General features: G+C 72.3%; 21 protein-coding genes and 1 pseudogene. 8 read left to right on the top strand and 14 right to left on the bottom strand.

Going from position 1 to position 23,468, the window contains the following annotated elements; all coding sequences use genetic code 11:
• Positions 1 to 66 precede the first annotated feature (66 nt).
• Both ACFPFQ_RS05005 and ACFPFQ_RS05000 read right to left on the bottom strand, forming a co-directional pair.
• Positions 67 to 486 carry a nitroreductase/quinone reductase family protein gene (locus ACFPFQ_RS05005; protein ID WP_379615228.1) on the bottom strand — a complete coding sequence of 140 codons (420 nt, stop codon included), beginning with the start codon at positions 484 to 486 and terminating at the stop codon, positions 67 to 69.
• Positions 487 to 560: 74 nt separating this feature from the next.
• The gene (locus tag ACFPFQ_RS05000; protein ID WP_379615226.1) at positions 561 to 2,369 is read right to left on the bottom strand and encodes a glycoside hydrolase family 2 protein; all 1,809 of its coding nucleotides are present in this window, start codon (positions 2,367 to 2,369) and stop codon (positions 561 to 563) included.
• 122 nt (positions 2,370 to 2,491) lie between these two features.
• On the opposite strand from ACFPFQ_RS05000, the gene ACFPFQ_RS04995 reads away from it, so the two are divergent.
• Positions 2,492 to 3,502, top strand: a complete 1,011-nt coding sequence (locus ACFPFQ_RS04995; protein WP_379615224.1) for a LacI family DNA-binding transcriptional regulator — start codon at positions 2,492 to 2,494, stop codon at positions 3,500 to 3,502.
• A 15-nt stretch (positions 3,503 to 3,517) separates the two neighbouring features.
• Here the strand turns inward: ACFPFQ_RS04995 and ACFPFQ_RS04990 are convergent, their stop codons facing one another.
• Both ACFPFQ_RS04990 and ACFPFQ_RS04985 read right to left on the bottom strand, forming a co-directional pair.
• The gene (locus tag ACFPFQ_RS04990; RefSeq protein ID WP_379615222.1) at positions 3,518 to 4,018 is read right to left on the bottom strand and encodes a hemerythrin domain-containing protein; all 501 of its coding nucleotides are present in this window, start codon (positions 4,016 to 4,018) and stop codon (positions 3,518 to 3,520) included.
• Positions 4,019 to 4,091: 73 nt separating this feature from the next.
• Positions 4,092 to 4,688 (bottom strand): hypothetical protein, encoded by a 597-nt coding sequence (locus tag ACFPFQ_RS04985; RefSeq protein ID WP_379615220.1) that lies wholly within the window; start codon positions 4,686 to 4,688, stop codon positions 4,092 to 4,094.
• A 256-nt stretch (positions 4,689 to 4,944) separates the two neighbouring features.
• Here ACFPFQ_RS04985 and ACFPFQ_RS04980 point away from each other — a divergent pair, with 256 nt between their 5' ends.
• Complete coding sequence (locus ACFPFQ_RS04980) at positions 4,945 to 5,223, top strand: GlsB/YeaQ/YmgE family stress response membrane protein (protein ID WP_379615218.1); 279 nt, start codon at positions 4,945 to 4,947, stop codon at positions 5,221 to 5,223.
• 150 nt (positions 5,224 to 5,373) lie between these two features.
• Here ACFPFQ_RS04980 and ACFPFQ_RS04975 read toward each other — a convergent pair whose 3' ends face one another.
• From ACFPFQ_RS04975 to ACFPFQ_RS04955, 5 genes are all read right to left on the bottom strand, one after another.
• Positions 5,374 to 7,107: an ABC transporter ATP-binding protein gene (locus ACFPFQ_RS04975; RefSeq protein ID WP_379615216.1), complete on the bottom strand. Its 1,734-nt coding sequence runs from the start codon at positions 7,105 to 7,107 to the stop codon at positions 5,374 to 5,376.
• A complete protein-coding gene (locus tag ACFPFQ_RS04970; RefSeq protein ID WP_379615214.1) occupies positions 7,104 to 8,726 on the bottom strand; it encodes an ABC transporter transmembrane domain-containing protein in 1,623 nt (540 codons plus the stop codon). The genes ACFPFQ_RS04975 and ACFPFQ_RS04970 overlap by 4 nt, the downstream gene beginning before the upstream one ends.
• A gap of 141 nt (positions 8,727 to 8,867) precedes the next feature.
• On the bottom strand, positions 8,868 to 9,227 hold the full coding sequence (locus tag ACFPFQ_RS04965) for a DNA polymerase ligase N-terminal domain-containing protein (protein ID WP_379615212.1): 360 nt from the start codon (positions 9,225 to 9,227) through the stop codon (positions 8,868 to 8,870).
• Positions 9,224 to 10,210 (bottom strand): 1-acyl-sn-glycerol-3-phosphate acyltransferase, encoded by a 987-nt coding sequence (locus ACFPFQ_RS04960; protein ID WP_379615210.1) that lies wholly within the window; start codon positions 10,208 to 10,210, stop codon positions 9,224 to 9,226. Before ACFPFQ_RS04960 ends, ACFPFQ_RS04965 begins: the two co-directional genes overlap by 4 nt.
• On the bottom strand, positions 10,207 to 11,034 hold the full coding sequence (locus ACFPFQ_RS04955; RefSeq protein WP_379615208.1) for a patatin-like phospholipase family protein: 828 nt from the start codon (positions 11,032 to 11,034) through the stop codon (positions 10,207 to 10,209). The genes ACFPFQ_RS04960 and ACFPFQ_RS04955 overlap by 4 nt, the downstream gene beginning before the upstream one ends.
• A 255-nt stretch (positions 11,035 to 11,289) precedes the next feature.
• On the opposite strand from ACFPFQ_RS04955, the gene ACFPFQ_RS04950 reads away from it, so the two are divergent.
• Together ACFPFQ_RS04950 and sigJ are read left to right on the top strand one after the other, a co-directional pair.
• Entirely contained in the window at positions 11,290 to 12,336 is a 1,047-nt protein-coding gene (locus tag ACFPFQ_RS04950; protein WP_379615952.1) for a nuclear transport factor 2 family protein, read from the top strand.
• Between the two features lie 21 nt (positions 12,337 to 12,357).
• Positions 12,358 to 13,278, top strand: coding sequence for an RNA polymerase sigma factor SigJ (gene sigJ, locus ACFPFQ_RS04945; protein WP_379615207.1), 921 nt, complete (start codon positions 12,358 to 12,360; stop codon positions 13,276 to 13,278).
• On the opposite strand, the gene ACFPFQ_RS04940 is transcribed toward sigJ, so the two are convergent.
• Positions 13,272 to 13,721, bottom strand: coding sequence for a hypothetical protein (locus ACFPFQ_RS04940; protein WP_379615950.1), 450 nt, complete (start codon positions 13,719 to 13,721; stop codon positions 13,272 to 13,274). The two genes, sigJ and ACFPFQ_RS04940, sit on opposite strands and share 7 nt — an antisense overlap.
• A 502-nt stretch (positions 13,722 to 14,223) precedes the next feature.
• Between ACFPFQ_RS04940 and ACFPFQ_RS04935 the strand changes: the two genes are divergently transcribed.
• Entirely contained in the window at positions 14,224 to 16,467 is a 2,244-nt protein-coding gene (locus ACFPFQ_RS04935) for a DEAD/DEAH box helicase (protein ID WP_379615205.1), read from the top strand.
• 28 nt (positions 16,468 to 16,495) lie between these two features.
• Here the strand turns inward: ACFPFQ_RS04935 and ACFPFQ_RS04930 are convergent, their stop codons facing one another.
• Positions 16,496 to 18,241 (bottom strand): MFS transporter, encoded by a 1,746-nt coding sequence (locus ACFPFQ_RS04930; protein WP_379615203.1) that lies wholly within the window; start codon positions 18,239 to 18,241, stop codon positions 16,496 to 16,498.
• Between the two features lie 104 nt (positions 18,242 to 18,345).
• On the opposite strand from ACFPFQ_RS04930, the gene ACFPFQ_RS04925 reads away from it, so the two are divergent.
• From ACFPFQ_RS04925 to ACFPFQ_RS04915, 3 genes are read left to right on the top strand one after another with little or no spacing between them, the layout of a single operon-like run.
• A complete protein-coding gene (locus ACFPFQ_RS04925; protein ID WP_379615201.1) occupies positions 18,346 to 19,164 on the top strand; it encodes an esterase/lipase family protein in 819 nt (272 codons plus the stop codon).
• Positions 19,059 to 19,685, top strand: a complete 627-nt coding sequence (locus tag ACFPFQ_RS04920; protein ID WP_379615199.1) for a winged helix-turn-helix transcriptional regulator — start codon at positions 19,059 to 19,061, stop codon at positions 19,683 to 19,685. Before ACFPFQ_RS04925 ends, ACFPFQ_RS04920 begins: the two co-directional genes overlap by 106 nt.
• Positions 19,667 to 20,692: a TIGR03617 family F420-dependent LLM class oxidoreductase gene (locus ACFPFQ_RS04915; protein ID WP_379615197.1), complete on the top strand. Its 1,026-nt coding sequence runs from the start codon at positions 19,667 to 19,669 to the stop codon at positions 20,690 to 20,692. The genes ACFPFQ_RS04920 and ACFPFQ_RS04915 overlap by 19 nt, the downstream gene beginning before the upstream one ends.
• A gap of 20 nt (positions 20,693 to 20,712) precedes the next feature.
• Here the strand turns inward: ACFPFQ_RS04915 and ACFPFQ_RS04910 are convergent, their stop codons facing one another.
• From ACFPFQ_RS04910 to ACFPFQ_RS04900, 3 genes and pseudogenes are all read right to left on the bottom strand, one after another.
• Positions 20,713 to 21,225 carry an SRPBCC family protein gene (locus ACFPFQ_RS04910; protein WP_379615195.1) on the bottom strand — a complete coding sequence of 171 codons (513 nt, stop codon included), beginning with the start codon at positions 21,223 to 21,225 and terminating at the stop codon, positions 20,713 to 20,715.
• 271 nt (positions 21,226 to 21,496) lie between these two features.
• Positions 21,497 to 22,066 carry a phosphotransferase gene (locus ACFPFQ_RS04905; protein ID WP_379615193.1) on the bottom strand — a complete coding sequence of 190 codons (570 nt, stop codon included), beginning with the start codon at positions 22,064 to 22,066 and terminating at the stop codon, positions 21,497 to 21,499.
• A 48-nt stretch (positions 22,067 to 22,114) separates the two neighbouring features.
• Positions 22,115 to 23,468 (bottom strand): annotated as a pseudogene (locus ACFPFQ_RS04900) (hypothetical protein); the annotation flags it as partial.

Below are 23,468 nucleotides of genomic sequence, written 5' to 3'. Positions count from 1 at the left end.
TTACCCGTGCTCGCACGGGTTGGAACGCGTGCGAGGACCGGCGAGGGTGTGCGAAGTCGGGCTGAGCTAGGCGTTGACGGTGATCACGACGACCGGGAACTTGCGGTCGGTCTTCGTCTCGTAGTCGGCGGCGTCGGGCCAGTACGCGCGCCACACGCCGTAGAGGCGATCCCAGTCGTCGTCGCGGCCCGGGCGGACCACCCGGAAGTCGGCCGGCACCGTGTCGGCGCCCAGTTCGATCGTGACGGGGCCGGAGGTGGCCTCCAGGTTGGCGAGCCACTGCGGCTCGGCCGGGGCACCGCCCGCGCTGCCGCAGACGATGTAGGAGTCGCCGTCGGGCGCCGCCACGAGCGGGTTGACGAGATCCCGGCCGGACTTGCGGCCGGGCACGTGCAGCAGGAGGGTCTTCTTGCCCTCCCAGTGACCGCCGAGCACGCCGTCCTTGGCCCGGAAGTCCTCGATCACGCTGTCGTTGAACGATGCCATGTGGCGCACTCTAACTGCGGTGTCCCTGGGCTGAATGGCGGTATCCGCCCGGAAGTGCGGGGTCGGACCGCCGGTCACCCGGCCGGGCCCCTGCCGAGCACCGCGCGGCGGATCTCCGCGATCGGCACCTTCGGTTCCCGGTCGGCCGTCAGCAGCCCGTTGGTCTCCTGCAGGGTGTCGGTGAGCTGGGTGTAGCAGGAGCCGGCGAGGAACGCGCTCGCCCGGATGGCGTCGTAGAGCGCGGTGATGCGCGCGATCCAGTCCTGCGGGTCGGCGGCGCTGGTGTAGCCCCAACCGTCGGCCCGTTGCTCCGCGGGCTGGTGGTCGATGCCGCCGAACTCGGTGAGCATGATCGGCTGGCCGCGGTAGGCGACGCCGTCGACGAGGATGCGCCTGCCGGCCGGTCCCGGCCCGGCGAGCAGGCGGTCGCGCGCCGCCTCGTCGGCGTAGGTGCGGGCGAGCACCGCACCTACGCCCTCGTAGTCGTGCACCGTGACGATGTCGGAGTCCGGCTGCTCCCAGCCGTCGTTCGAGATCACCGGACGACTGGGGTCCAGCGCCCGGGTGAGGTCGGACAGCGCGCGGGAGTACGCCTGCTGGCGCGGGTCGTCGGCGACCTGCTGGATCCCCCAGGACTCGTTGAACGGCACCCAGGTGACGATCGACGGGTGCGAGACGTCCCGGTCGACGGCCTCCATCCATTCGCGGGTGAGCCGCTGCACCGCGACGGGGGAGAACTCGTAGGCGCCGGGCGCCTCGCCCCATACGAGCAGCCCGAGCCGGTCGGCCCAGTAGAGGAACCGCGGGTCCTCGATCTTCTGGTGGATCCGGCACGCCGTGAAGCCCAGCTCCTTGATCAGCTCGACCTCGCGGCGCAGTGCCGCCCGGGAGGGTGCGGCAAGGTGGCTCTCCGGCCAGTACCCCTGCTGCAGTACCGAGCGGACGTCGTAGGGGTGGCCGTTGAGGAGGAAGGTGCCGCGGGCCACGCCGACGGTGCGCCATCCCAGGTAGGAGGCCACGGCATCGACGGCGGCCCCGTCCGCGTCGTGCAGCGACACCGTGGCGTCGATCAGCCGCGGGCGCTCCGGCGACCAGTGCAGCTCGTCGGCGGCCGGGCCGCTGCGCTGCTGCGAGAGGGGCACCGGCACCCGGACGCGGGTGGCGTGGGCGGGCACGGCGACCTCGACCTCGGCGACCTCGGCAGGGTTCTCGTCCCGCTCGTCGAACCGCAGCACCGCCCGTAGCCGCGTCCCGCCGGCCCGGCCGCGGAACCGCACGCTCAGCTCGACGTCGGACGGCCCGGCCGGGAGCCACTGCAGGTGCTCGATGCCGGTGGCGGGCACCGCCTCCAGCCACACCGTCTGCCAGATGCCGGTGGTGCGCCTGTACCAGATGGCGTGCGGGTCCTCGTGCCAGTCCTGCTTGCCGCGCGGTTGCGTGAGGTCATGCGGATCGTCCTGCGCCCGGACGACGAGCACGTGGTCCCCGTCCTGGTCAGAGCCGCCGTCAGGGCCACCGTCGACCAGTGCGGTGATGTCGAACGTGAAGGGGGTGTGGCCGCCCTCGTGCTCCCCGGCGAGCCGGCCGTCGACCCACACCCGGGCGCGGTGGTCGACGGCGCCGAAGTGCAGCAGCACCACGGGTGCCTGCTCGGACCGGCCGGCCGCGGCCAGCTCGTGCGCGGTGATCGTGCGGGCGTACCAGACGACGGGGTGGAACCGGGGGTCGGCGATGCCTGATGCCGTCGATTCCGGGGGGAAGGGGACGACGATCTGCTGGGCGTCCGGGAGCCCGGCGGCCCACTGCGCACCGAGCCCGGTGTCCTCGTCGTCGTGGCGGAACGACCAGGTGCCGTCGAGGTCGGCCCAGGCGGTGCGCATCATCTGGGGACGGGGGTAGGACCCGTCCTGTCGGGAGGCCTGCGGAAGGTCGGAAAGCGAGCCGGCGATGCGCACCGCGCAAGTTTACAGCGCTGTAAATCGGGGTCAACCGCTACGGTGCGACCGTGGAGAGGGTCACGCTGCGCGACGTTGCCGTGCGCGCCGGGGTGTCGACGAAGACGGTGTCGAACGTGGTGCGCGGCTACCGGCACGTGAGCACCCCGATGCGGGAGCGGGTGCAGGCCGCCCTCGACGAGCTCGGCTACCGGCCCAACCTCAGCGGCCGCAGCCTGGCCACCGGCCGGTCGAGCATGCTCGCGCTCGCGGTGCCGGATCTGCGGCGCCCGTACTTCGCCGAGCTGGCCCATGTGTTCGCGCGGGTGAGCACGGCGGGCGGCTACCGGCTGCTGCTCGAGGAGACCGGGGGCACGCCGGAGGGGGAGCGCGCGGTGCTGCGCGACCTCGAGGCCGGTGTCGTCGCCGGTGTGGTGATCCACCCGCAGGCGCTCACCGCCGCCGAGCTGGAGGGACTGCGCCGCGACACCCCGCTCGTCTTCCTCGGGGAGGACCCGCGACCGCCGACGGCCGACCAGGTGGCGATCGACAACGTCGCCGCCGCGGACGAGGCGATGGCGCACCTGCTCGGGTTGGGACGGCGCCGGATCGGCTTCCTCGGCCACGAGGTCGGCGAGCCGTCCCGCCCGTCGGAGCTCCGCATCGCCGGCTACCGGCTGGCACTCGCCCGCGCCGGGCTGACGTTCGACGACGGACTGCTCGTCGCCCGCGACGGCGGCGACGCGGTGGGCGCCGAGGCCGCGCTCGGTGCGGCGCTCGACGCCGGGCTCACGCTCGACGGCCTGCTCTGCCGCGACGACCTGGCCGCCATCGGTGCGCTGCGCGCGTTGCGGCGGCGCGGCATCGACGTGCCCGGGGACGTCGCGGTCATCGGCTGGGACGCGATCGAGCTCGGCGCGAGCACGGTGCCGAGCCTCACCACCGTCGAGCCGGACACCGATGCGCTGGTACGCCGCGCGCTGGGCCTGCTGCTCGAACGCATCGAAGAGCCGGAGACGCCCGGCCGCCACGTCACCGTCGGGCACCGCATCCTGGTCCGGGAGAGCGCGCCCGCCCGGTAGCGGCGTCGCGGCCGGTCAGGACAGGACGGCGTCCGCCACCTTCTTCAGCGCGCCGGGCTGCGAGGGCTTGCGTGGCGCCGTCTTCTTCATCTCCAGCATCGCGGCGCCGATCTCCTGCAGCTGCTTGCGCCCGAGCGCCTCCCGTACCTGCGGGAACCACTCCTTCTCCTCCTCGTCGATGTGGTGGTCGACGTTCTCGATCAACACGGTGGCCTTGGCCGCGAACCGCTCGTCATCGGCCGACATCGCCGCGAGCTCCATGCACAGCACGTCGGCGACGTGGTGCTCCTCGTAGGACTCGAGGATGTCGTCCTCCAGCTCGGGCACCAGCTTGCGGATCTCCGGGTACATGCACTCGTTCTCGATGTAGGTGTGCACCGTGAGCAGTTCGAGGATCCGGTCGACGATCTTCGCCCGGGTCTTCGCGGCATTCGGGCCCGCCTGCTGGAAATCACGGAAAAGGCCGCGTATCGCCTTGTGGTCGTCCTTGAGTACGACGATGGCGTCAGTCGACATGGTGGGCCTCTCGTTGTGGTGGTACCTGCCGGGATAACCACCCACGTCGTGTTGAAACACCGATCCGAACGGGTCAGGGGCGCGGATCGACGTCGAAGTAGCGCACGGCGGCGCCGTCGGCGGGCAGCAGGCCGGGCAGCAGGCCGGACAGCCGGTTGCGCAGGGCGAGCGCCAGCGTCGCCGAGATCGGCGGCGGTGGCAGGGTCGTGCCGGTGCGCCTGCCGTCGGCCAGCTCGACGATCCACGTCGCCACCTCCGACGCGACCGGCAGCAGCCGTTCGATCGGGTCGGCTGCGCCGTCGTCGTGGGTCGGGCCGTCGTGACGGGGCGGGACGTAGTAGCGGGTCGGGGCGACGAGCGGGGTGCCCAGCTTCGCATCGAGGTAGTACCAGCCGGTGTCGATCCGCCAGATGATCAGGAGCTCGGGGGCGCCGTCGACGCGCAACCCGATCTGGGTCTGACCCTGGTCGTGCGCCAGCTCCACGGGTCGCCCGGCCCGCTCGACCGCGTCGTGGACCGCGGCGCGGTAGGCCCAGATCGCCGATCGCCCGTTCTGGCCCATGGGGCGCAACAGCTTCGCCGCGGCGCCGCCCGCGGTCTCGGCAGCGGCGATGACCGCCATGGTCCGGCGGTCGCGCCGTCCGGGTGTGCGCATCGAGGGGGTGGCCATCCGCGGCTCCGTCCGCCGGCGCGGCCCGGCACTCCGAGCCGGAGGCGGGATCGCGCGAGGTGTGGAGGCTGTGTGTCCAACCCGAGGGAATCCGATGATGCGGTCGGCCGGCCCGCAACGCAAGTTCGCGCCTGCGGGTCCAGAATCTGGCGACCCGGCGTGCATGTGTCGGCACCGAACCGGGTAATCCGGTCCAGTCCCGCCACATCGGACGGATCGACGACGCTCACCGATCCGTGTCCCCTCGGAGGAAGCAATGACCGTCACCGGCATCATCACCGCCATCGTCATCGGTGCCATCATCGGCGCGCTGGCCCGTCTCATCCTGCCCGGCAAGCAGAACATCCCGATCTGGCTCACGATCGTCGTCGGTATCGTCGCGGCGTTCGTCGGCACGTTCATCGCCCGTGCGATCGGGATCCCCACGCAGACCAGTGGGATCGACTGGCTCGAACTGCTCGTCCAGCTCGTGGTCGCCGTGATCGGGGTCGGGCTGGTCTCGGCCGCCTACGGACGCCGGGGGGTCCGCCGCTGACCTTCGACGGTTAGGGACCGGCACGTCGGCGCTGCTCGCACACATCCCAGGGGCACCGCACACACCGCAGACGGTGTGTGCGGTGCCCCTGCGGTGTGTGCGAGCCGGATCGGGGTGGCCGAATTATGGGTAGGTCCGAGAGAGGTTCGCTCACCGCGGCTGGTTCCAGGCCTCCCACAGCTGCGCGTACCGGCCGTGCGCGGCGACGAGCTCGGCATGGGAGCCGGTCTCGACGATGCGGCCCTTGTCGAGCACGACGATGCGATCCGCCGACACCGCCTGTGTGAGCCGGTGCGCGATCACCACGGCCGTGCGGCCCTGCAGCGCGGCATCCGCCGCGCGCTCCAGCACCCGCGAGCCCGCACTGCCTGCCTCGGCCGTCGCCTCGTCGAGCACGGCAACGGCCGGGTCGACGAGCAGGAGGCGGGCGAGCGCTAGCTGCTGCGCCTGGGTCGCGCCGAGCTCGTCGCCGCCGTCCCCGACGACGTCGTCGAGCCCGACCGTGGCCCCGACGCGCCGCAACACGGTCGCCAGCTCGTCCGGCCCCGCCTGTTCCCCTGGTGATCCGGCGTCGGCGGCCAGCAACAGGTTGTCGGCGACGGTGCCGGCGAACAGGTGGACCTCCTGGGTCACGAGCGCGACGTGGCGATGCGGTTCGCGCAGCGCCGTGAGGGCGGCACCGCCGATCTCCACGGTGCCGGACGTGGGCTCGTGCATGCCCGCGATGATCGCGCCCAGCGTCGTCTTGCCCGCCCCGCTCGCGCCGACCACCGCGAGCCGCTCACCGGCGGCCACGTCGAGGTCGATGCCGTGCAGCACGTCGTCGCCACCGTCGTAGGCGTGGCGGATGCCGCGCAGCCGCACGGTGGCGTCGGCCGGTTCGCGCGGCGCCACCGGCTCCGGGCTCACCGGCAGGTCCACGACGCCGACGAGCCGGGCCAGCGCGCTGCTCGTGTACTGCGCCTGGTCGAACAGGAACAGCGCGAGCCCGATCGGGTTGAACAGGCGCAGGAAGTACAACGCGGCCGCCGTCGCCGCGCCGACCGTGACCGCTCCGCCCTGCACCAGCAGGAAGCCCACGGTCAGGACCGATGCGGTGCCGAGCAGCTCGGCGCCGTTGATGCTCGCCCCGAACGGGCCGAGCGGGGCGAAGGCCTTGAGGTCGGCGGTGACGGTGGCGACGGAGTCGCGCGCGATCCGGCGCAGCGTGGATTCCTGCAGGCGGTAGGCCCGCACCGTCGCGGCCCCACCCACACCCTCCAGCAGGGACTGGGTGCGCCTGCCGGCGGCGGCCTGCGCGGTCGCGTAGCGCGGCCCGGATGTGCGGATGTACCAGCGGGTCACCAGCAGCCAGATCGGCATCGGCAGCAGCCCGGCCAGCGCGAGGCGCCAGTCGAGCAGGCCGAGCCCGACGATCGTGAGCCCCAGCTCCAGCACGGCGGTGACCAGCGCAGGCAGTGCCGAGCGGATGCCTTCCGACGCCACCGCGACGTCCCCGCTCACCCGGGAGAGCAGATCGCCGGTGCCACCGCGCTCGATGGTGGCCAGCGGTACGTGCAGGGCCCGGTCGACGACGCGTTCGCGCAGCTGCGCGAGCATCGTCTCGCCGAGGCGTCCGAGCAGCACCGAACCGGTTGCGCCCAGCGCAGCGGCGACGATGACCGCCGCGAGCACGCCCGCGGCCAGCAGGTCCAGACGAGTTGCCGGGCCGCCGCCGATCACGGCGTCGACGATGCCGCCGAGCAGCAGCGGTATCGCCAGCACCGCGACGGTCCCGGCGACGAACACGAGCGCCATCAGCGCCAGCCGCAGCCGCAGCGGGCGCAGCAGCGCGCCCACCACGGATCGGGTGCGGGCGGCGGTGGCAACGGGCAGGGCGGTCATGCGAGGACCTTTTCGCGGTAGCGCTCGTCGGCGACGAGCTCGGCATGGGTTCCGGAGCCGGCCACGGCACCGTCGATCATCAGGAGCACCCGGTCGCAGCCGGCCAGCAGTTGCGGGCTCGAGGTGAGCACGACGGTGGTGCGTCCGGCCCGCAGCTTCGCGAGCCCTTCGGCGATGCGGTGCTCGGTGGCCGCGTCGATGGCGGTCGTCGGCTCCTGCAGGACGAGCACGGGAGCGTCGGCGGCCAGCGCCCTGGCGAGGGTCAGGCGCTGGCGCTGCCCGCCCGAGAGGGATCGACCGCGCTCGGCGAGCGTGCCGTCCGGCCCCAGCTCGGCCACGATCTCGTCGGCTGCCGCGGCCGCGAGGGCGGGGCCCGCAGCCGGTCCGCTCACGTTCTCGGCGACGGTTCCCTCGAAGAGAATGGCCTCGTGCCGGGCCACGAGCACGGTGGCGCGGGCGTCGTCGAGCGTGACGGTGCGCAGGTCGGTGCCGTCCACCTCGACGAGCCCGTCGACGTCACGGGCGAGCAGGTCGATCAGCGGCGTCGCCTGTGCCGTCACGATCCCGAGGTGCTCCCCGGCAGCGACGGTGATCGCGGTGCCGTCGGGCACCTGCACGCGCAGGGCGCCCGGACCGGCCGCCAGCGCTGCGTTGCCCGCCGTCACGGCCCCGGGCGCGCCCAGCAGCGCGGCGACCCGGACCGCAGCACCGCGGGCGCCGGCGAGGACCGGGGTGAGATCGGTCAGCTCGCGCAGCGGCTCGAGGAGGAACTGGGCGAGCCCGACGGCCGCGACGAGCTGGCCGACGGTGATCGTCCCGGTGAGCGCGAGCCGCCCACCGAGCCAGGCGACCAGCACCAGCAGCACCCCGGACAGGAACGTGGTGGCGCCCGTGTGCACGCCGTCGGTGACGGTGGAGGCCAGCCGCGCGCGCAGTGCCGCGCTGCTGGCCGAGCGGTAGTTCCGCGACGCTGCGCGCTCGGCGCCGATGCCCTTCAGCACACGCAGACCCGTGATGAGGTCGCCCGCCACCGCGGTGGCGGTGGCCAGTGACTCCTGCTCGGCCTCCGCTCGTCGCGACAGCGGCGTGGCGAGCAGCCGTGACGCCACCAGCACGCCGCCCACACCGACCAGCACCACCACGCCCAGCAGCACGGAGGCGTTCAGCAAGACGACGGCCCCGCCGACCAGCGCCGCCAGCGCACCGGCTTCGGTGATGACCTTGCAGATCGAGGCGGTGCGATCGGCGTCGGAGCCGGCGATGCTGACCAGCTCGCCCGCGCGGCCCGGTGCGCCACCCGCCGGGTCCAGCACGCGTGCCGCCACCGCCATGCGGATCTCGTGCGCGGCGGCGCGCTCGGCCCGTTCCGCCAGCCTGCTGCCGACGAAGCCCGACGTCGCCAGCACGGCGAAGACCGCAGCCGTGATGGCGAGCCCGCCCACGAGGGCGCCGGGGTCACCGGTGGACACGGCGGTGTCGATGACGGAGCCGACGGCGACCGGCACCGCGGCCTCCGACAGCTGCAGCAGCGCGATCAGGGCGGCGCCGACGACGAGGTCGCGCCGTCGGACGCGGAGCGCGCGGCCCATGACCGAGCCTGCGGTGAACTGGGGATGCACGGTGTCCTTCTTCCCGGGTGGCCGCGCGGGTGCGTCAGCGCGGGCCAAGTCGTCAGACGACCGTAGCGGCGACACGCCGCTGAACGAGCCCGAATTTCGGCACCTTCAGCCTTACAGGTCCCTTACACGCAGCGTGCGGCGTCAGCCGGGGTCGGGCGGCTGGTCCTTCGTGAGGTGCAGCAGCCAGTCGCGACCGGTGTGGATGAGCGCGTAGCGCCGCGGCGCTCCCCGGCCGTGGAGGGTGAACAGGATCCGCCGGTCGGTGCGGTCGTGCTCCTCCCACCAGCCGATGTCGGCGATGTCCTTGTCGGCGTCGGTGTAGGTGAGGTGATCGAGTGCGTGATCGGGCACCGGCACGGCGAGTCGGTTGCGGCCGGGGGAGTCGGGGAGCCCGCGGGGCACGGCCCACGACCGCAGCGCGCCGCCCTCCTCCAACCGCAGGTCGAAGTGCGGACGCGGCACGCGGTGCTCGTGCAGGACGAAGGCGGGCCGGTCCGTCACCGTCCGAGCACCTGGTCGACCGGCTCCGTCACGGCGGCGGCGATCCAGGCATCGATGCCGGACCAGGCCTGGTCGAGCCACGTCGAGAGGGCGGCGTCGTCGACCCGCGGGACGTCGGCGGCGGGCACGAAGGCGGTGTGCACGACGAGGTCGCGGTGGGTGGGCAGGCGCCACAGCGGCCGCTCGCGGCCGTCGTCGGCGAAACCGGAGTGGGCGAGCAGCAGCACGTCGGCATCGGGTGCTCCGGTGAGCGCGGCGAGGGTGCCACCGAGGCGGGGCGGCAGGGTGTGGGTGTTGCGCCGGGCCCGTCGCACCCGCGCGTACGCACCGGAGGCCCGCAGCTCCGCCAGCGCCCGGTGCCAGCGGGGACGGCTGAAGTTGCCACCCTCGGGGAACAGCAGCAGCACGTCGCCCGCCCTCATCGAGCGGGCCGCGTCCTCGACGCACGCCCGGGCCCGGCGGCGGTCGGGGCCGACGAAGCACAGCGGCAGGTGGTCACCGGCGAGGTCGACGCTCGGTTCCAGCCGCAGCAAGGCGATGAGCACGACCCGCAGCCGCAGGCCGTAGCGCACGGCGAGCAGCCAGGCGATGAACAGGGAGTCGCCGGGGCCGCAGTGGCGCGCCAGCACGATCAGGCCGCCGCTGCCCCGGAGCCGCTCCGGTGCGGCCGACCCGGGGTCGACGGTGACCGTGACGTCCAGGATGGCGCGCATCGCCCGGTAGGCACGGTCGAGCACCTCGCGCAGCAGCGCGTCCCAGTCGGGTTCGGTCGCGGCGAGCAACCGGGGCAGGAATGACAGCTCGATGGCCGCGTAGGCCACCACGAGCGCCGTGCTGCGCACCGGCAGGCTCGAGCGCGCCACCAGGCACGCCAGTGCGGCGACGGCGAGCGTGATCGGTGCCGTGGTGATGATCAGGAGTTCGAGGGCGATCACGATCGGCACCGTCACGGTGCGGCGCACTACCGCGCCCAGGCCGCTCATCGGTGATCGGCCAGGTAGTCGCGGGTGGCGTCGAAGGCGCGGCGGGCGCCTGCGGTGATGCGGTTCGGGTCGCGGTAGCGCAGGTTGGACCAGGTGGCCGCGGGCCGGGCCGGGAGACCTGTCGGCAGCACGTGCACGGTGACACCGTCGGGGACGTGCGCGAGGTCGGCGTGGAAGCGGTGGCGCCGGGCGATCTCGAAGGACACGAATCCCACCTCCCACGGGCGCCGCGGCACCCGCAACTGCTCCTCGATCCGGCCCACGTGCAGCACCCACACCGTGTCGGCGCCCGCGGCGACCGCCCGCGCGAGCGGGATGCTGTTGACCAGGCCGCCGTCGACGAAGTGCTCGTCGCCGATCCGCACGGGCGGGAAGATCCCCGGCAGCGCGCAGGAGGCGAGCACGGCCTCCACGAGCTCGCCGGTGCTGAACCAGTGCTCCCGCGCGTTCTCGATGCTCGCCGCCACGCACTCGAAGCTGACCGCCAGCTCGTCGAACCGGCGGACCGGGAGGTGCTCGTGCAGCAGGCGCCGCAGGTCGTCGCTGTCGTGCAGGGCCGTCCCGCTCCGGACGATCTGTCCGACGCGCTCCAGCAGCGATCCGCCCAGCACGTCGCCCGAGGCGAGTGCCTCCCAGGTCCGGATCAGCTCGTGGGCGCCCGCGGGGGTCGGATCGGCCGCGATCGCCGCGCCGTTGATCGCCCCGATCGAGGTGCCGTAGATCAGGTCCGGCACGATCCCGGCCTCGAGCAACGCCCTGGCCATCCCGGCCTCGGCTGCGCCCTGCACGCCCCCACCCCCGAGAACGAACGCAGTTCCTGTCACCGGCTCGGTATACGCCCGTCCGTGACCGGCCGCCCGGCCGGAGACCCGATCGGGCCTCCCAGGGCGCGACGCGGGCGTGGGTCGTCCGGCTGGTGAAGCCCGCCCAGCTCAGCACGGCGCTGGAGAACCTCGACGCCGATCAGATCAGCATCGAACTGCGCGGCGACTAGCCCGACCTCACGTCCGGGGGGCCTGCGTCGTCGGAGGGGTGGACGACCCGCCCGGACGATCAGCAGGAGGAACCCCGTGCGTGACATGCAGGCCATCGCCGACCGCGTCGAGATCGACGCGCTGCGCAGCGAGTTCAGCGACGCGGTGATGATGCGCGACCGCGGCCGCCTCGCCGCGCTGTTCACCACCGACGGCGCGCTGCGGATGCCCAACATCCCGGTCGAGCTGATCGGCCGCGACGAGATCCTCGCCGGGGGAGAGCGGCTGCAGGCGCAGTGGGACTTCTTCGTGCAGACCACCCACCCCGGCTCCGTCCGGCTCGACGGCGACACCGCGAGCGGCCGGGCCTACATGCAGGAGCTGGCGCGCACCCTCGACGGTCGCGAGGGCCAGAACTACGCCGTCTACCACGATCAGTACCGCCGGACCGACGAGGGCTGGCGGTTCGCCGAGCGCGTCTACGAGGTCCGCTACGTCGACACCACCGCGTTGCCCGGCTCGGCACCCCGCGCGGCGGCGGAACCCGGATTCGGTGAACCGGCATCGGCACCGCGCCTGGAGCGGGCGGCCGCGGCGTTGCGGGCGAACGGCTTCACGGTCGAGATCCTCGACGACGTCGCCGCCGCACGAGGTCGCATCGCTGGGCTGATCCCGGCGGGCGCCACCGTGTTCACCTCGGCCAGCGAGACGTTGCGGCTCTCCGGCATCGACGCGGACATCAATGCCGGCGGGCGCTACGACGCGGTGAAGCCGCGCGTGCTCGCGATGGACCGCGCCACCCGGGCCGACGAGATCCGGCGCCTGCTCGCGAGCCCCGATGTCGTCGTGGGCAGCGTCGCCGCGCTCACCGAGACCGGCTCGATCGTGGTGGCGTCGGGCAGCGGCAGCCAGATCCCCTCCTACTCCGGCGGGGCCGCCCGGGCCATCTGGGTCGTCGGGGCGCAGAAGGTCGTTCCCGACCTGGGCACCGCGCTGCGTCGGGTCGAGGAGCACGCGCTACCGCTGGAGGACGCCCGGGCGCGGGCGGTCTACGGGCAGGGCAGCGCCGTCAACCGGCTGCTCGTGCTCAACGCGGAGCCCCACCCCGGGCGCTGCACGGTCCTGCTGCTGCGCGAAGCCATCGGATTCTGAACAGGAGCATGCTGAACCGTCATGGACAGCCGATCCGACGCCGCGGAACTGCTCATGGACGAGCGCCGGCACCTGATCAACCTCGCCTACCGGCTGCTGGGGTCGCTCGCCGACGCCGAGGACGCGGTCCAGGAGGCCTTCACCCGCTGGTTCGCGCTCTCGCCACAGCAGCAGGGGTCGATCGTGTCGCCCGGGGCGTGGCTCACCACGGTGGTCAGCCGGATCTGTCTGGATCAGCTCGGATCGGCGCGGGCGCGACGCGAGCAGTACGTGGGCCAGTGGTTGCCCGAACCGCTGCCCGACCTCACCGAGTGGTCGGGTAGTGCGGATCCGGCGGACCGCATCACCCTCGACGAGTCGATCGACATGGCGTTCCTCGTCGTCCTGGACGCGATGACGCCTGCCGAGCGCGTCACCTTCCTCCTGCACGACGTCTTCCGTTATCCCTTCGCGGAGGTCGCCGAGATGGTCGGGCGCACGCCGGCGGCCTGCCGCCAGCTCGCCACCTCGGCCCGTCGCCGCGTCCGGGAGGCACGACCCGTCGCGACGCCGTCGCCGCAGCGCGCGGAGATCGTCCGCGGGTTCAAGCAGGCGTGGGAGGCCAAGGACATCGGCGCGCTCATCGAGCTGCTCGACGCGTCGGCCACCGCGGTCGCCGACGGTGGGGGCCTCGTCACCGCCTCCCTGCAGCCCGTCGAGGGCGGTGAGCAGATCGCGCGCTACCTCGTCGGACTGGCAGAACAGATCGAGCTGGCCGGGTCGGCGGGAGCGCTGACGCTGCTGGAGCGAACGGTCAACGGACACGCCGGGCTCGTGGCCACCCAGGACGGTGTCCCGATCGCGGTCTACGCGTTCGAGATCGCGGGCGAGACGATCCAGCGGATCTGGGTGGTCCGCAACCCGGAGAAGCTGCGCACCTGGACGGACAGGGGCACTCAGTAGCGGGTGTCGGGCCAGCTCTGCGGGTAGTCGGGCTGGCCCGCCACCGGGCGCGGGCGCCGCGACGCGCTCGCGGCCGCACCGGTGACCAGGCTGACGATCACCAGGCCCATCACGAGGTGGATCACGGCGGTGCCGATCATGATCACCAACACGTTGCCCTGCAGGAACGGCCAGATGGTGGCGATCGCGGTGACCAGCCCGGCGATCCAGCCGAGGTAGGCGAGTGGGCGCGGGGTGCCCAGCAGCAGCAGGTGCGCGAGGCCGGTGGCGAGCAGGGCGGCCAGCGCACCGGAGAGGCAGAGCCAGATCGTGCCCGAGTCACCGAGGACCCCTGCCGTGGCCGGTCCCAGCACGGCGACCTTGAACAGCGCGCGCAGGACGAGCACACCGACGACGCCGATCAGCGCGGCGACCACCGCGGTGGCGGCCCCGCCCGACCACAGCCGGGCGGCGTTGACGTACGGGACGTTCGACTCGCCGGGGCGGGGGCACGTTCCGCCCGTCGCCCATGCGCATCGTCTCGTCGTAGTCGGGCATCTGTGGTCAGCTCCGCATCTCGCCGGTGTCGGGTCCTCGGGTGGGTCCCTCCGGAGAGCGCCGCGGGCGCTCTCGGTCGCGTGCATTCTCGGGGCAGGCGGTCGCGCCGTCCACCGCGGGGCCCGCGCGTCGCCGCCGCGAACTCCTTCGTGGCGTTCGGTGGACAACACGGGACGGAACGACCATGGGCGGGTGGGTGCGGAGGCACCGATTCGAGTAAGCTGAACGAGCTTGCATGTGGATGGCGCTGGCAACTGGATGGCGCTGGCAACTCGTCCCGGTCGCCTGCCCGGCTCCTGACCCGGAAAGCCACAGGTTCTTCATCCTGTGCCCGCTACGCCGCCTCACGTGAGGGCCCGACCGCCGCTGGGTGGCCGGGCTTCCACCGTGTGTAGACAGGAGCAGTTCTTGGCTCGAGGTGACAACCGCCCGTCGCGCGCTCGCCGCACGACGCGCGCGCCGCAACGCCGTACCCGCCCGCGCGACGAGGAAGGCATCATCCCGCTCCTTGCGCGCACAGCACGTGAGGTCGAGGTGGCAGCCCAGCGCGGGCGCGTGCTGCCGTCGGACCGCACGAAGTTCCAGGTCGTGGCCGCGCTCGCGCGGCAGGAGCGGGCCCGGGTGCGTGCGGAGGTCGGCAGCGACACGGGCCGCTCCGCCATGCTCAAGCGACTCGACGGGATCGCGCTGATCCTCGCGCAGATCGCCACGCTCGACACGTCGTTGATCGAGCTGCTCGGCGAGGACGCCGTCCAGTCCGACGCGGCCAGGGCGCTCACCCGCAACCTGCTGAAGGACGCCGGGGTCGAGGTGGCACCCGTGGAGGTCGCGGATCCCGAGCCGGAAGCTGCTGCCCCCGCGGTTCCCGAGCGTCGGGTGGTGCCGCAGTCGATCGTTTCGCGCCAGCTCGCCAACCCGTTCCTCGCGCCCGACTTCTCCGCGGCCCGGCCGAGCGCTGCACCGGCGCGCAGGCTGGTCACGTGGGAGCTGCTCGGGCCGCTGTTCAGCTCGTTCGAGCGCGCCGGCGCCGGCTCGTCGCCCTGCATGGTGCTGCCGAGGCCGCGGTCCCTGCAGGCACCGGGTGGCCGGGAGCTGATGCCCCACCAGGGCGAGCTGGTGGCCGCGGCCGCGGCGGGACACCGCAGCTTCCTGCTTGCCGACGAGCCCGGCCTGGGCAAGACGGCACAGGCGCTGCTCGCCGCGAAGGCGGCCAACGCCTACCCGCTGCTCGTGGTCGTGCCCAACGTCGTCAAGGCCAACTGGGCGCGCGAGGCGGCACTCTGGACTCCCACCCGGCGCGCCACCGTGATCCACGGCAACGGGGACACGATGGACGGTTTCGCCGACATCGTGGTGGTCAACTACGAGGTGCTCGACCGCCACGTGGGCTGGATCGGTGACCTGGGCTTCCGCGGCATGGTGATCGACGAGGCACACTTCATCAAGAACAAGGCTTCCCAGCGCTCGCAGCACGTGCTGCAGCTCTCCGAGCGTATCCGGGCCCGCGTCGCGCGGCCGCTCCTGATGGCGCTGACCGGCACCCCGTTGATCAACGACATCGAGGACTTCCGCGCGATCTGGCAGTTCCTCGGCTGGATCGACGACACGAAGCCGCTCGTCGAGCTGATGCGGGCGCTGGAGGAGACCGCGCTCACCCCGGCCGACCCCGGCTTCTACCCGGCCGCCCGGCAGTCCGTGGTCGACCTGGGGATCGTGCGCCGCCGCAAGGTCGACGTCGCCGCCGACATCCCGGCCCGGCGGATCGCCGATCTCCCCGTCGAGCTGGACGGGAAGGTCATCCGGTCGATCCGCGACGCCGAGCAGCGCCTCGCCCGCCGCATGGTGGCGCACTACGAGAGCGCGCTGGTGCGGCGCAAGTCCGGACCTGTCGTCGAGGGGATCGACCACGACCTCGTGCGCCGCATCGCCACCCGGGAGCGCAAGGAGGCGGCCGAGGCCGAGAGCGGCGAGAACGTGTTCGCCATGATGCGTCGCATCGGGCAGGCGAAGGCCGTCCTCGCGGCCGACTACGCCGCGCAGCTCGCGCGCAGTGCCGGCAAGGTCGTCTTCTTCGCCAAACACGTCGACGTGATGGACGCCGCCGAGGAGACGTTCGCCAAGGCCGGCATCCGGTTCTCGTCGATCCGCGGCGACCAGACCTCCACGGCGCGGCAGAAGCAGATCGACGCCTTCGTCAACGATCCCGGCGTCGCGATCGCGGTCTGCTCACTGACCGCGGCCGGGGTCGGCATCAACCTGCAGGTCGCGTCCAACATCGTGCTCGCCGAGCTGTCCTGGACCGACGCCGAGCAGACCCAGGCCATCGACCGCTGCCACCGCATCGGCCAGACCGAACCCGTCACCGCCTGGCGCATCATCGCCGCCCAGACGATCGACGCGAAGATCGCGGAGCTGATCGACAGCAAGGCCGGGCTCGCCGCCCGCGCGCTGGACGGTTCCGACGAGGAGGTGCAGTCCTCTGCGGACGTGCAGCTCGAGGCTTTGGTCGCGCTGCTGACCGAGGCTCTCGCGAACCGGACGGCCGTGCCCGACGATCGGGAGTTCGACGCGTTCTCGGCAGACGGGGACCCCCTGTCACCGAGCTTCGCGGAACCGTTCGCGGATCTGTCCGGGGGAGACCCCGAACGCTGAGCGCGGAGCCCCGGCGTCGGTCGCCCGGTCAGATCGAGTTCTCGACGCGGGGGTTGCTGGTGTCGCTCGGGGTCTCCGGTTCCACCGCCACGTAGCGGGTGCCCCGGAACAGGCTCGCCGCGGCGGCGATGAGGCAGGTGGCGATGGCGAAGGCGAAGGCGATGTGCAGGCCGGCCTCGAACGGGCCGGAGATCAGGCCCGGGAAGAACGTGCTGCCGGTGAGCGCCGCGGTGTCGGCGGGCGACAGGTGGGCGAGCGCCGCCGGTCCGACGAGGTGCTCGACGGGGTTGTAGCCGAGGAAGGCCGCGAACAGCACCGACACCGGGGGGCTGCCCGCCGCGGCGGCGACCGCGTCGGCGGGCACGTGGTGGGCGCTCAGCCCGGCGGTGAGGGCCGCCGGGAGCGCCGCGGCGAGCCCGCTGATCATGAGGGTGAAGAAGATCCCGATCGAGAACACCTGCGCGGAGTTCTGGAACGTGGAGTTCATCCCGCCGCCTGCACCCCGGTCGCGGGCCGGGAGGCTGTTCATCACCGCGGCGCGGTTGGGGGAGGCGAAACAGCCCATCGACAGGCCGCTGAGCAGCAGGATCCCGGCGAACGCCCAGTACGGGAAGTCGATGGGGAGCAGCTCGAGCAGCGCGAAGCTGAGCGCGGCGCCCAGCATCCCGCCCGTGGCGAACGGGCGCGCCCCGTAGCGGTCCGACAGCACTCCCGACAGCGGACCGGCGGTGAGGAAGCCGACGGTCAGCGGCAGCATGTAGATCCCGGCCCACAGCGGCGTCTCCTCGAAGGTGAAGCCGTGCAGCGGCAGCCAGATCCCCTGCAACCAGATGATCATCATGAACATCAGGCCCCCGCGCCCGAGCGCGGACAGGAAGGTCGACAGCGTCCCGAACGTGAACGCCCTGATCCGGAAGAGCGGCAGCCGGAACATCGGGTAGCGGACCCGGGCCTCGATCACCGCGAACGCGGCCAGCAGGGCGATCCCGATGCCCAGCGAGCCGAGCACGTAGGGGCTGGTCCATCCCATGGTGCGCCCGCCGTAGGGCTGGATGCCGCTGGTGATGCCCACCATGACCAGCACGAGACCGACGGCGAACGTGACGTTGCCGGGCCAGTCGATCGGGTCCGTTGAGCGGGCGCTGATGTCGCGCAGCCGCCGGTAGGCCCAGATCGCCCCGAACAGCCCGGCAGGCACCGAGACCAGGAACACCAGCCGCCAGCTCACCGGGGCGAGCAGCCCGCCCAGCACCAGCCCGATGAACGTGCCGCTGATGCCGGCGACGTTGTTGATGCCCAGCGCGAGCCCGCGCTGGTGGGAGGGGAAGGCGTCGGTGAGGATGGCGCCGGAGTTGCCCACCAGGAACGCCCCGCCCACGCCCTGGACGACGCGCCACGCGAGCAGCCAGATGGCGCCGGCGTGCCCGTTCATCCAGGTGATCGTCAGCATCAGGGACGCGAACGTGTAGATGACGAAGCCGAGGTTGTACATCCGCACCCGGCCGAACATGTCGCCGAGCCTGCCGACGCTCACCACCAGCACGCTGCTCGTCACGAGGTAGCCGAGGATCATCCAGAGCAGGTAGAAGCTGTTCTCCGGCAGCAGCGGGTCCAGGCCGATGCCGCGGAAGATGTCCGGCATCGCGATCAGCATGATCGACGAGTCGATCGTGGCCAGCAGCACGCCGACGGTCGTGTTGGTGAGCGCTACCCACTTGTAGCGGTCGTCGGCGTCGATCGTCGGTCCGGTCGACCGATGCCCTCGCGTGCGCATCCCCCATCATTGCCTGCCGGCAAGCAATAGAACAAGCGATGCTTGATCGAGAGCGAAACGGGGAACCCGGGAGGCAACGAGGACCACCGGTCGAGGAGGACCACATGGACACCGAGCAGCGTTCCGATCGCGCCCCCGCGCTGGGGTGGTACCTCGCCGATCCCGTGCGCGCCGTCACCGAGTTCGGGCTCCACCTCGCCAGCCGCCCGCTGCGGGCGCACCTGCCCACGGGAGACGGCCATCCGGTGCTCGTGATCCCCGGCCTGCTGGCGGCCGACTCCTCGACCCGCCCGCTGCGCGGCTCGCTGCGCAGGCTCGGCTACCACGTGCACGGCTGGCGGCTCGGCCGCAACATCGGGCCGACCGAGCACATCGTCGACGGGATGCGCGATCGGCTCTTCGAGCTCGCCGACCGGCACGGCCGGCCCGTCACCGTGATCGGGTGGAGCCTCGGTGGCATCTTCGCGCGCGAGCTGGCCCGCCGGACACCGGACGCGGTGCGCCAGGTGATCACGCTCGGCAGCCCGATCCGGCTGGAGTGCGAGAGCCAGACGCGCGCCTTCTCCGCGTTCGAGCAGTACTCCCACCTGCACGTGGAGAAGTGGGAGCTGCCGCTGGAGCACGGCTGCGAGCCGCTCGCGGTGCCGGCCACCTCCGTCTACTCCCGCACCGACGGCATCGTCGCCTGGGAGGCGTGCCTCGACGAGGTCGGACCGCGTACCGAGAACATCGCGGTGGTGGGCAGCCACATCGGCCTGGGGCACAACCCGGGTGTGCTGTGGGCGGTGGCCGACCGCCTCGCCCAGCCGGAGGGCACGTGGCGCCCGTTCCGGTCCACGCCGCTGTGGCGGCGGCTGTTCCCGAACCCGGTCGATCTCCTGCCCGCGCCGCTGCGCAAGCCTGCCGGTGGGGTGGCGGCCTGAGCGCCGCCCCGGCGTTCTACGGGGTGCGCCGGTTCGGCGACCACGCCACCCAGCTCGGCATCCCGCGCGCGGTGCTGACGAGCCGGCTGAGGTCCCTCGTGCAGGAGGGTGTCCTCACGCGTGATCATGATGCTGCGGGCAACCCCGAGTACCGGTTGACGGCCAAGGGCATCGCGTTGTGGCCCGCCGTGCGCACGCTCATGGGCTGGGGCACTCATGGGCTGGGGGATGAGTTCTACTCACCGGCCGGGGCGAGACGCGCCGCTGCGTCACGACCTGGACGGCGGCGCTCGACGCGGGTGGGCGCTGCGAGCTGTGCGGCGCCGTGCTCGATCCGATCTCGGCCGCGATCAACACGCCCCGACGGCTCCTCGACCCCATCGTGCCGGCGCGCGCCGGTTCCTGAACGTGCCGCACATCCGGGCCGGGCGCTGAGCCCGCTGCGGTGTGATCCTGGGAGTGCCGCGTTTCGGGGCGTCGGTCGGCGGTGCACCATGACGGCATGCAGCTCGACATCATGAAGGGCCCGTCGTCCTGGGCGCACACCGCTCGCGTCGCCCGGGCGGTTAGCGGTGCCGGGCTCGCCGGCATCGTGTTCACCGAGACCACCCAGACGCCGTGGATGTCGCTGGCGCAGGCCGCGTCCGTCGCGCCGGAACTGCAACTCTCCACCGGCATCGCGGTGGCGTTCCCGCGCAGCCCGATGGTGACGGCAGCCATCGCGTGGGAGCTCGCCGGCAACACCGGCGGCCGGTTCCGGCTCGGCCTGGGCACGCAGGTCAGGGCACACGTCGAGCGCCGGTACTCGGCCGAGTTCGACCACCCGGGCCCGCGGCTGCGTGATTACGTCCGAGCCGTGCGCGCCTGCTTCGACGCGTTCGCAGGCCGCGCGCCGCTGGCCTACGACGGCGAGTTCTACCGGATGTCGCTACTGCCGGACTCCTGGCGTCCCGAGCAGCACGCGTGGCCCGACATCAAGATCGACGTCTCGGCCGTGGGTGACTGGATGTGCGCCATGGCGGGCGAGGTGGCCGACGGCATCCACGTCCATCCCCTGCACTCGCTGCCGTACCTGGAGAACCGGCTGCTCCCCGCCGTCACGCAGGGTTGCGCCCGTGCCGGTCGGCCGGTCTCCGACGTCGACCTGATCGTGCCCGTCTTCGTCGTCGGCGGTGACACGGCGGCCGATCGCGCGCCGCTGCTGCGCCGCGCCAAGGAGCAGATCGCGTTCTACGGCTCCACCCGCAACTACGCCTTCCAGTTCGACGACCTCGGGTTCACCGGGCTGTCGGCGCGGCTCAACACGCTGCTGAAGGCCGGTGACCTCGACGGCATGCGCGACGCGATCACCGACGACATCGTCGAGCAGTTCGCCGTCGTCGGACGCTGGGACGACATCCCCGACGCCCTCGTCTCCCGCTACGCAGGCCGGGCGGCCCGGCTCGTCTCCTACCTCGCCGAGGAGACGATCGACACCGACCCGCTGGCACCGGCGCGGTGGGGCGCGATCGCCCGCGCGATCGCCTGAGGAAGGGCCAGGCCGCGCGTTCACGCGTGTGCTGCGGCCCTTCGTCCGGTGGCCTCGACGGCGGCCACCTCCGTGTCCAGGCGGGGGCGGCCGTCGGCGTTGGGCTGCCCGGTGCCGGTGGCGATCAGGTTTCGCAGGCTGGTGGCGACGTAGAAGGTCCATCCGGTCGAGCAGGCCTCGAAGCACTCGTAGGCGGGCACGAGCCCCTCGTGGGTGAAGCGGACGGTGGTGGCGCCGTCGGCCTCGGTGATGTCGAAGGTCATCGTGGTTCCGGTCCACTCGGTGTCGTCCTGGGTGAAGTTGAAGTGGTTCTCGAGGACGAGCCAGGACACCTTCCGGTCGGGCTCGATGTCGGTGACGCGGATGCGGGTGCGGTGGACGTCCTCGAAGGCGTAGGTGAACTCGGCGCCGACCTCGTCGGTGCGGCCGTCGATCCCCTCCGCCCACCATCCGCGGGGGTCGAGCACGGCGGCGAACGCCTCGGCGCGGGTCTGGTCGACGGTGAAGGTGGTGGTGAATCCGGTGCCGGTCATGACATCCCTGCTTCATTCGTAGTGGCAACTGAACGGTTGCGACACTATGGCAACCGTAGAGTTGCGTCAAGTCTGTCGGGTCAGGAAGTCTGCCGATGGTCGGCGAGGGTTTGGGCCAATGCGTATCGTCCCGTGAACGCTTGGGGGTGGCTGACCTCGCCGTATCGGCGGATCGCGCCGAGAGCGGCCTTCAACGCCCAGCCTCGTCCCCGGATCCAGGTGTTGTCATCGACGCCGGAGGCGGCCCGGAACGTCGGCCGCGTCGCTGCCGTCAGCAGTGTCCACGCCGGCACCATGTCGACGGCCGAGTCGCCCACTCCCAGCAGGTCGAAATCGATGACCGACCCGCTGCGTCGAGCATGCGGATATCGGAGCGGACCTCGCTGTCGTCGCCTTCCAGCGGATGCGGGCGCAGCGACGCCGGCGCACCCGTGACGTCGGTGTTGCGGAGTGCGGCCACGAACTGGCCGAGGCGCTCTGCGACGTCCCTGTGATCGATGTCCTGGAAGGTGTCCACGCTGGTACCGGGAAGCCACCGGAACGCGGCCCACGGCCAGGGAAACGTCTCGTCCGGGACTCCCGCGGCGACCGGAATCGGTATGGCCAGCGGCAGCCGCGGAGCCAGCCGGGGCAACCAGGTCAGCTCGAGGGCGACGGCCGCCGCCGAACCGGGATGGAGCGGAAGGCGCACCACCAGGTCGTCGCCCAGGCGGAACAACGCGTTGCCGGCCCCGGCGGAGGGCCCCGCCGTGACCGGTAGGTGCGCCCACTGCGGGAATTGCCGCACGAGCAATGCGCGCACCGTCGCTACCGGCACGCTCGGCTGGGTGGCGTCCGTCATCGCCTCGGCAGCCTCCCGCGGTGGTGAGCACGATCCGGCGCGGGACCGCTAGAACGGTGGGAGGTCGTCGAGATCCACCGCTGGTGGCGGCGGTGGATCGGGCTCGTGGGGACAGGGTGGCTCGAGGATCGGCAGGTCTCGCTTCGCGCCCGAGCGGTCGGTCACCTCGGGTTCCTCCTCCCGCGAGATCGGCTCGGGTAGGTCGGGCCCGATCGGGGCGCCGCGGGTGCGGTAGACCCGCCCCAGCGGGGAGCGCCACACGAACTGCCCCGGCACCGGCTGCCACAGCCGCCAGCCGCCGCGGTGTTCGAGCGCATGATGAAACGCGCACAAGTACTGGTTGGCGATGTCGGTGATCACGGCCGCCCAGTGGTCGGGGAGATCGCTGCGCGCGGCCAACTCCTGCAACAAGGTCAGCGGGAGGTGGATCTCCACGACCCCACCCCGGCATGCCGACCCGGGCGTGGCCGGATACGCGCGGCGGGTGGTGATGCCGCCGTGGATCAGGTAGCCGTCGGGGTCGGTGATCGCGAACCACCACTGCGCGCTGCGCTGGCGGCGCACCAGTTCCCGTGCCTGTTCGGCCAGGACCGGGCCCCACCGGGGCAACTCCGCCGGGTGATCATCAAAGCCGAGCAGGGTCGCGACCCCGACCCGCACCACCACACCCTCCCGAGGACCGGCGGGTGCGGGTCGAACGCCCACCGGTTCATGATCCAACCCGAACCCGTGCGCGCTCGGCTGTGGCTCCGGCTCGGTCGGCTCCGATGCGATCGGCTCCGATGCGATCGGCTCCGGCACGCTGCTCGGCGGCGGCTGCTCCGACGAACCCGATGGCTCTCCATCGGCAGCGGCATCAGCGTCACCCCGGGCGGCGGCATCTTGGGCGGCGGCATCTTGGGCGGCGGCGGTGCGGCCCTCGGCGACCATCACCGCGATGATCTCCGCCCGCCCCAACCCCGTCAGGCTCCCATCGAGCAACCGCACGAACAGATCCGCACGGACCTGCTGCACCGTTCCCGGATGCCCCGCCCGCCGGATCACGTCCGCGAGATCCTCCACCCGTGCCGCGGCTGCAGCCGCCTCGGTCGGGGTCAAGCCGTGCGCGGTCATCGTCGCCGTGCCATCCGGCGCCAAATGGCCGGTGACACCACGCTCCCGGACCGCGGCCTGGTACTTCTTCCGCGCATACGACCGATCCACCGCCAGAACTTCCCGAAGAAGCCGATGGGCAAGCTGCCCCGTCGTCCACCCCTCCGCAGGACCCACCAGCCGCGAGCAGATCACCGCGATCTGGCGGTCGGTGAGGTCAGCGAGGTAGTCGGCGAACACCCGCGCCTTGTGATGATCCAACCGCCCCGCCCACAACGCCGCGTGCACGAGCGGCAACCGGTTGACCAAC

The organism is Pseudonocardia sp. GCM10023141, from assembly GCF_042653605.1.
The sequence above is the reverse complement of the archived record's forward strand: the minus strand, read 5'-3'. Positions and strand labels throughout refer to the sequence as shown.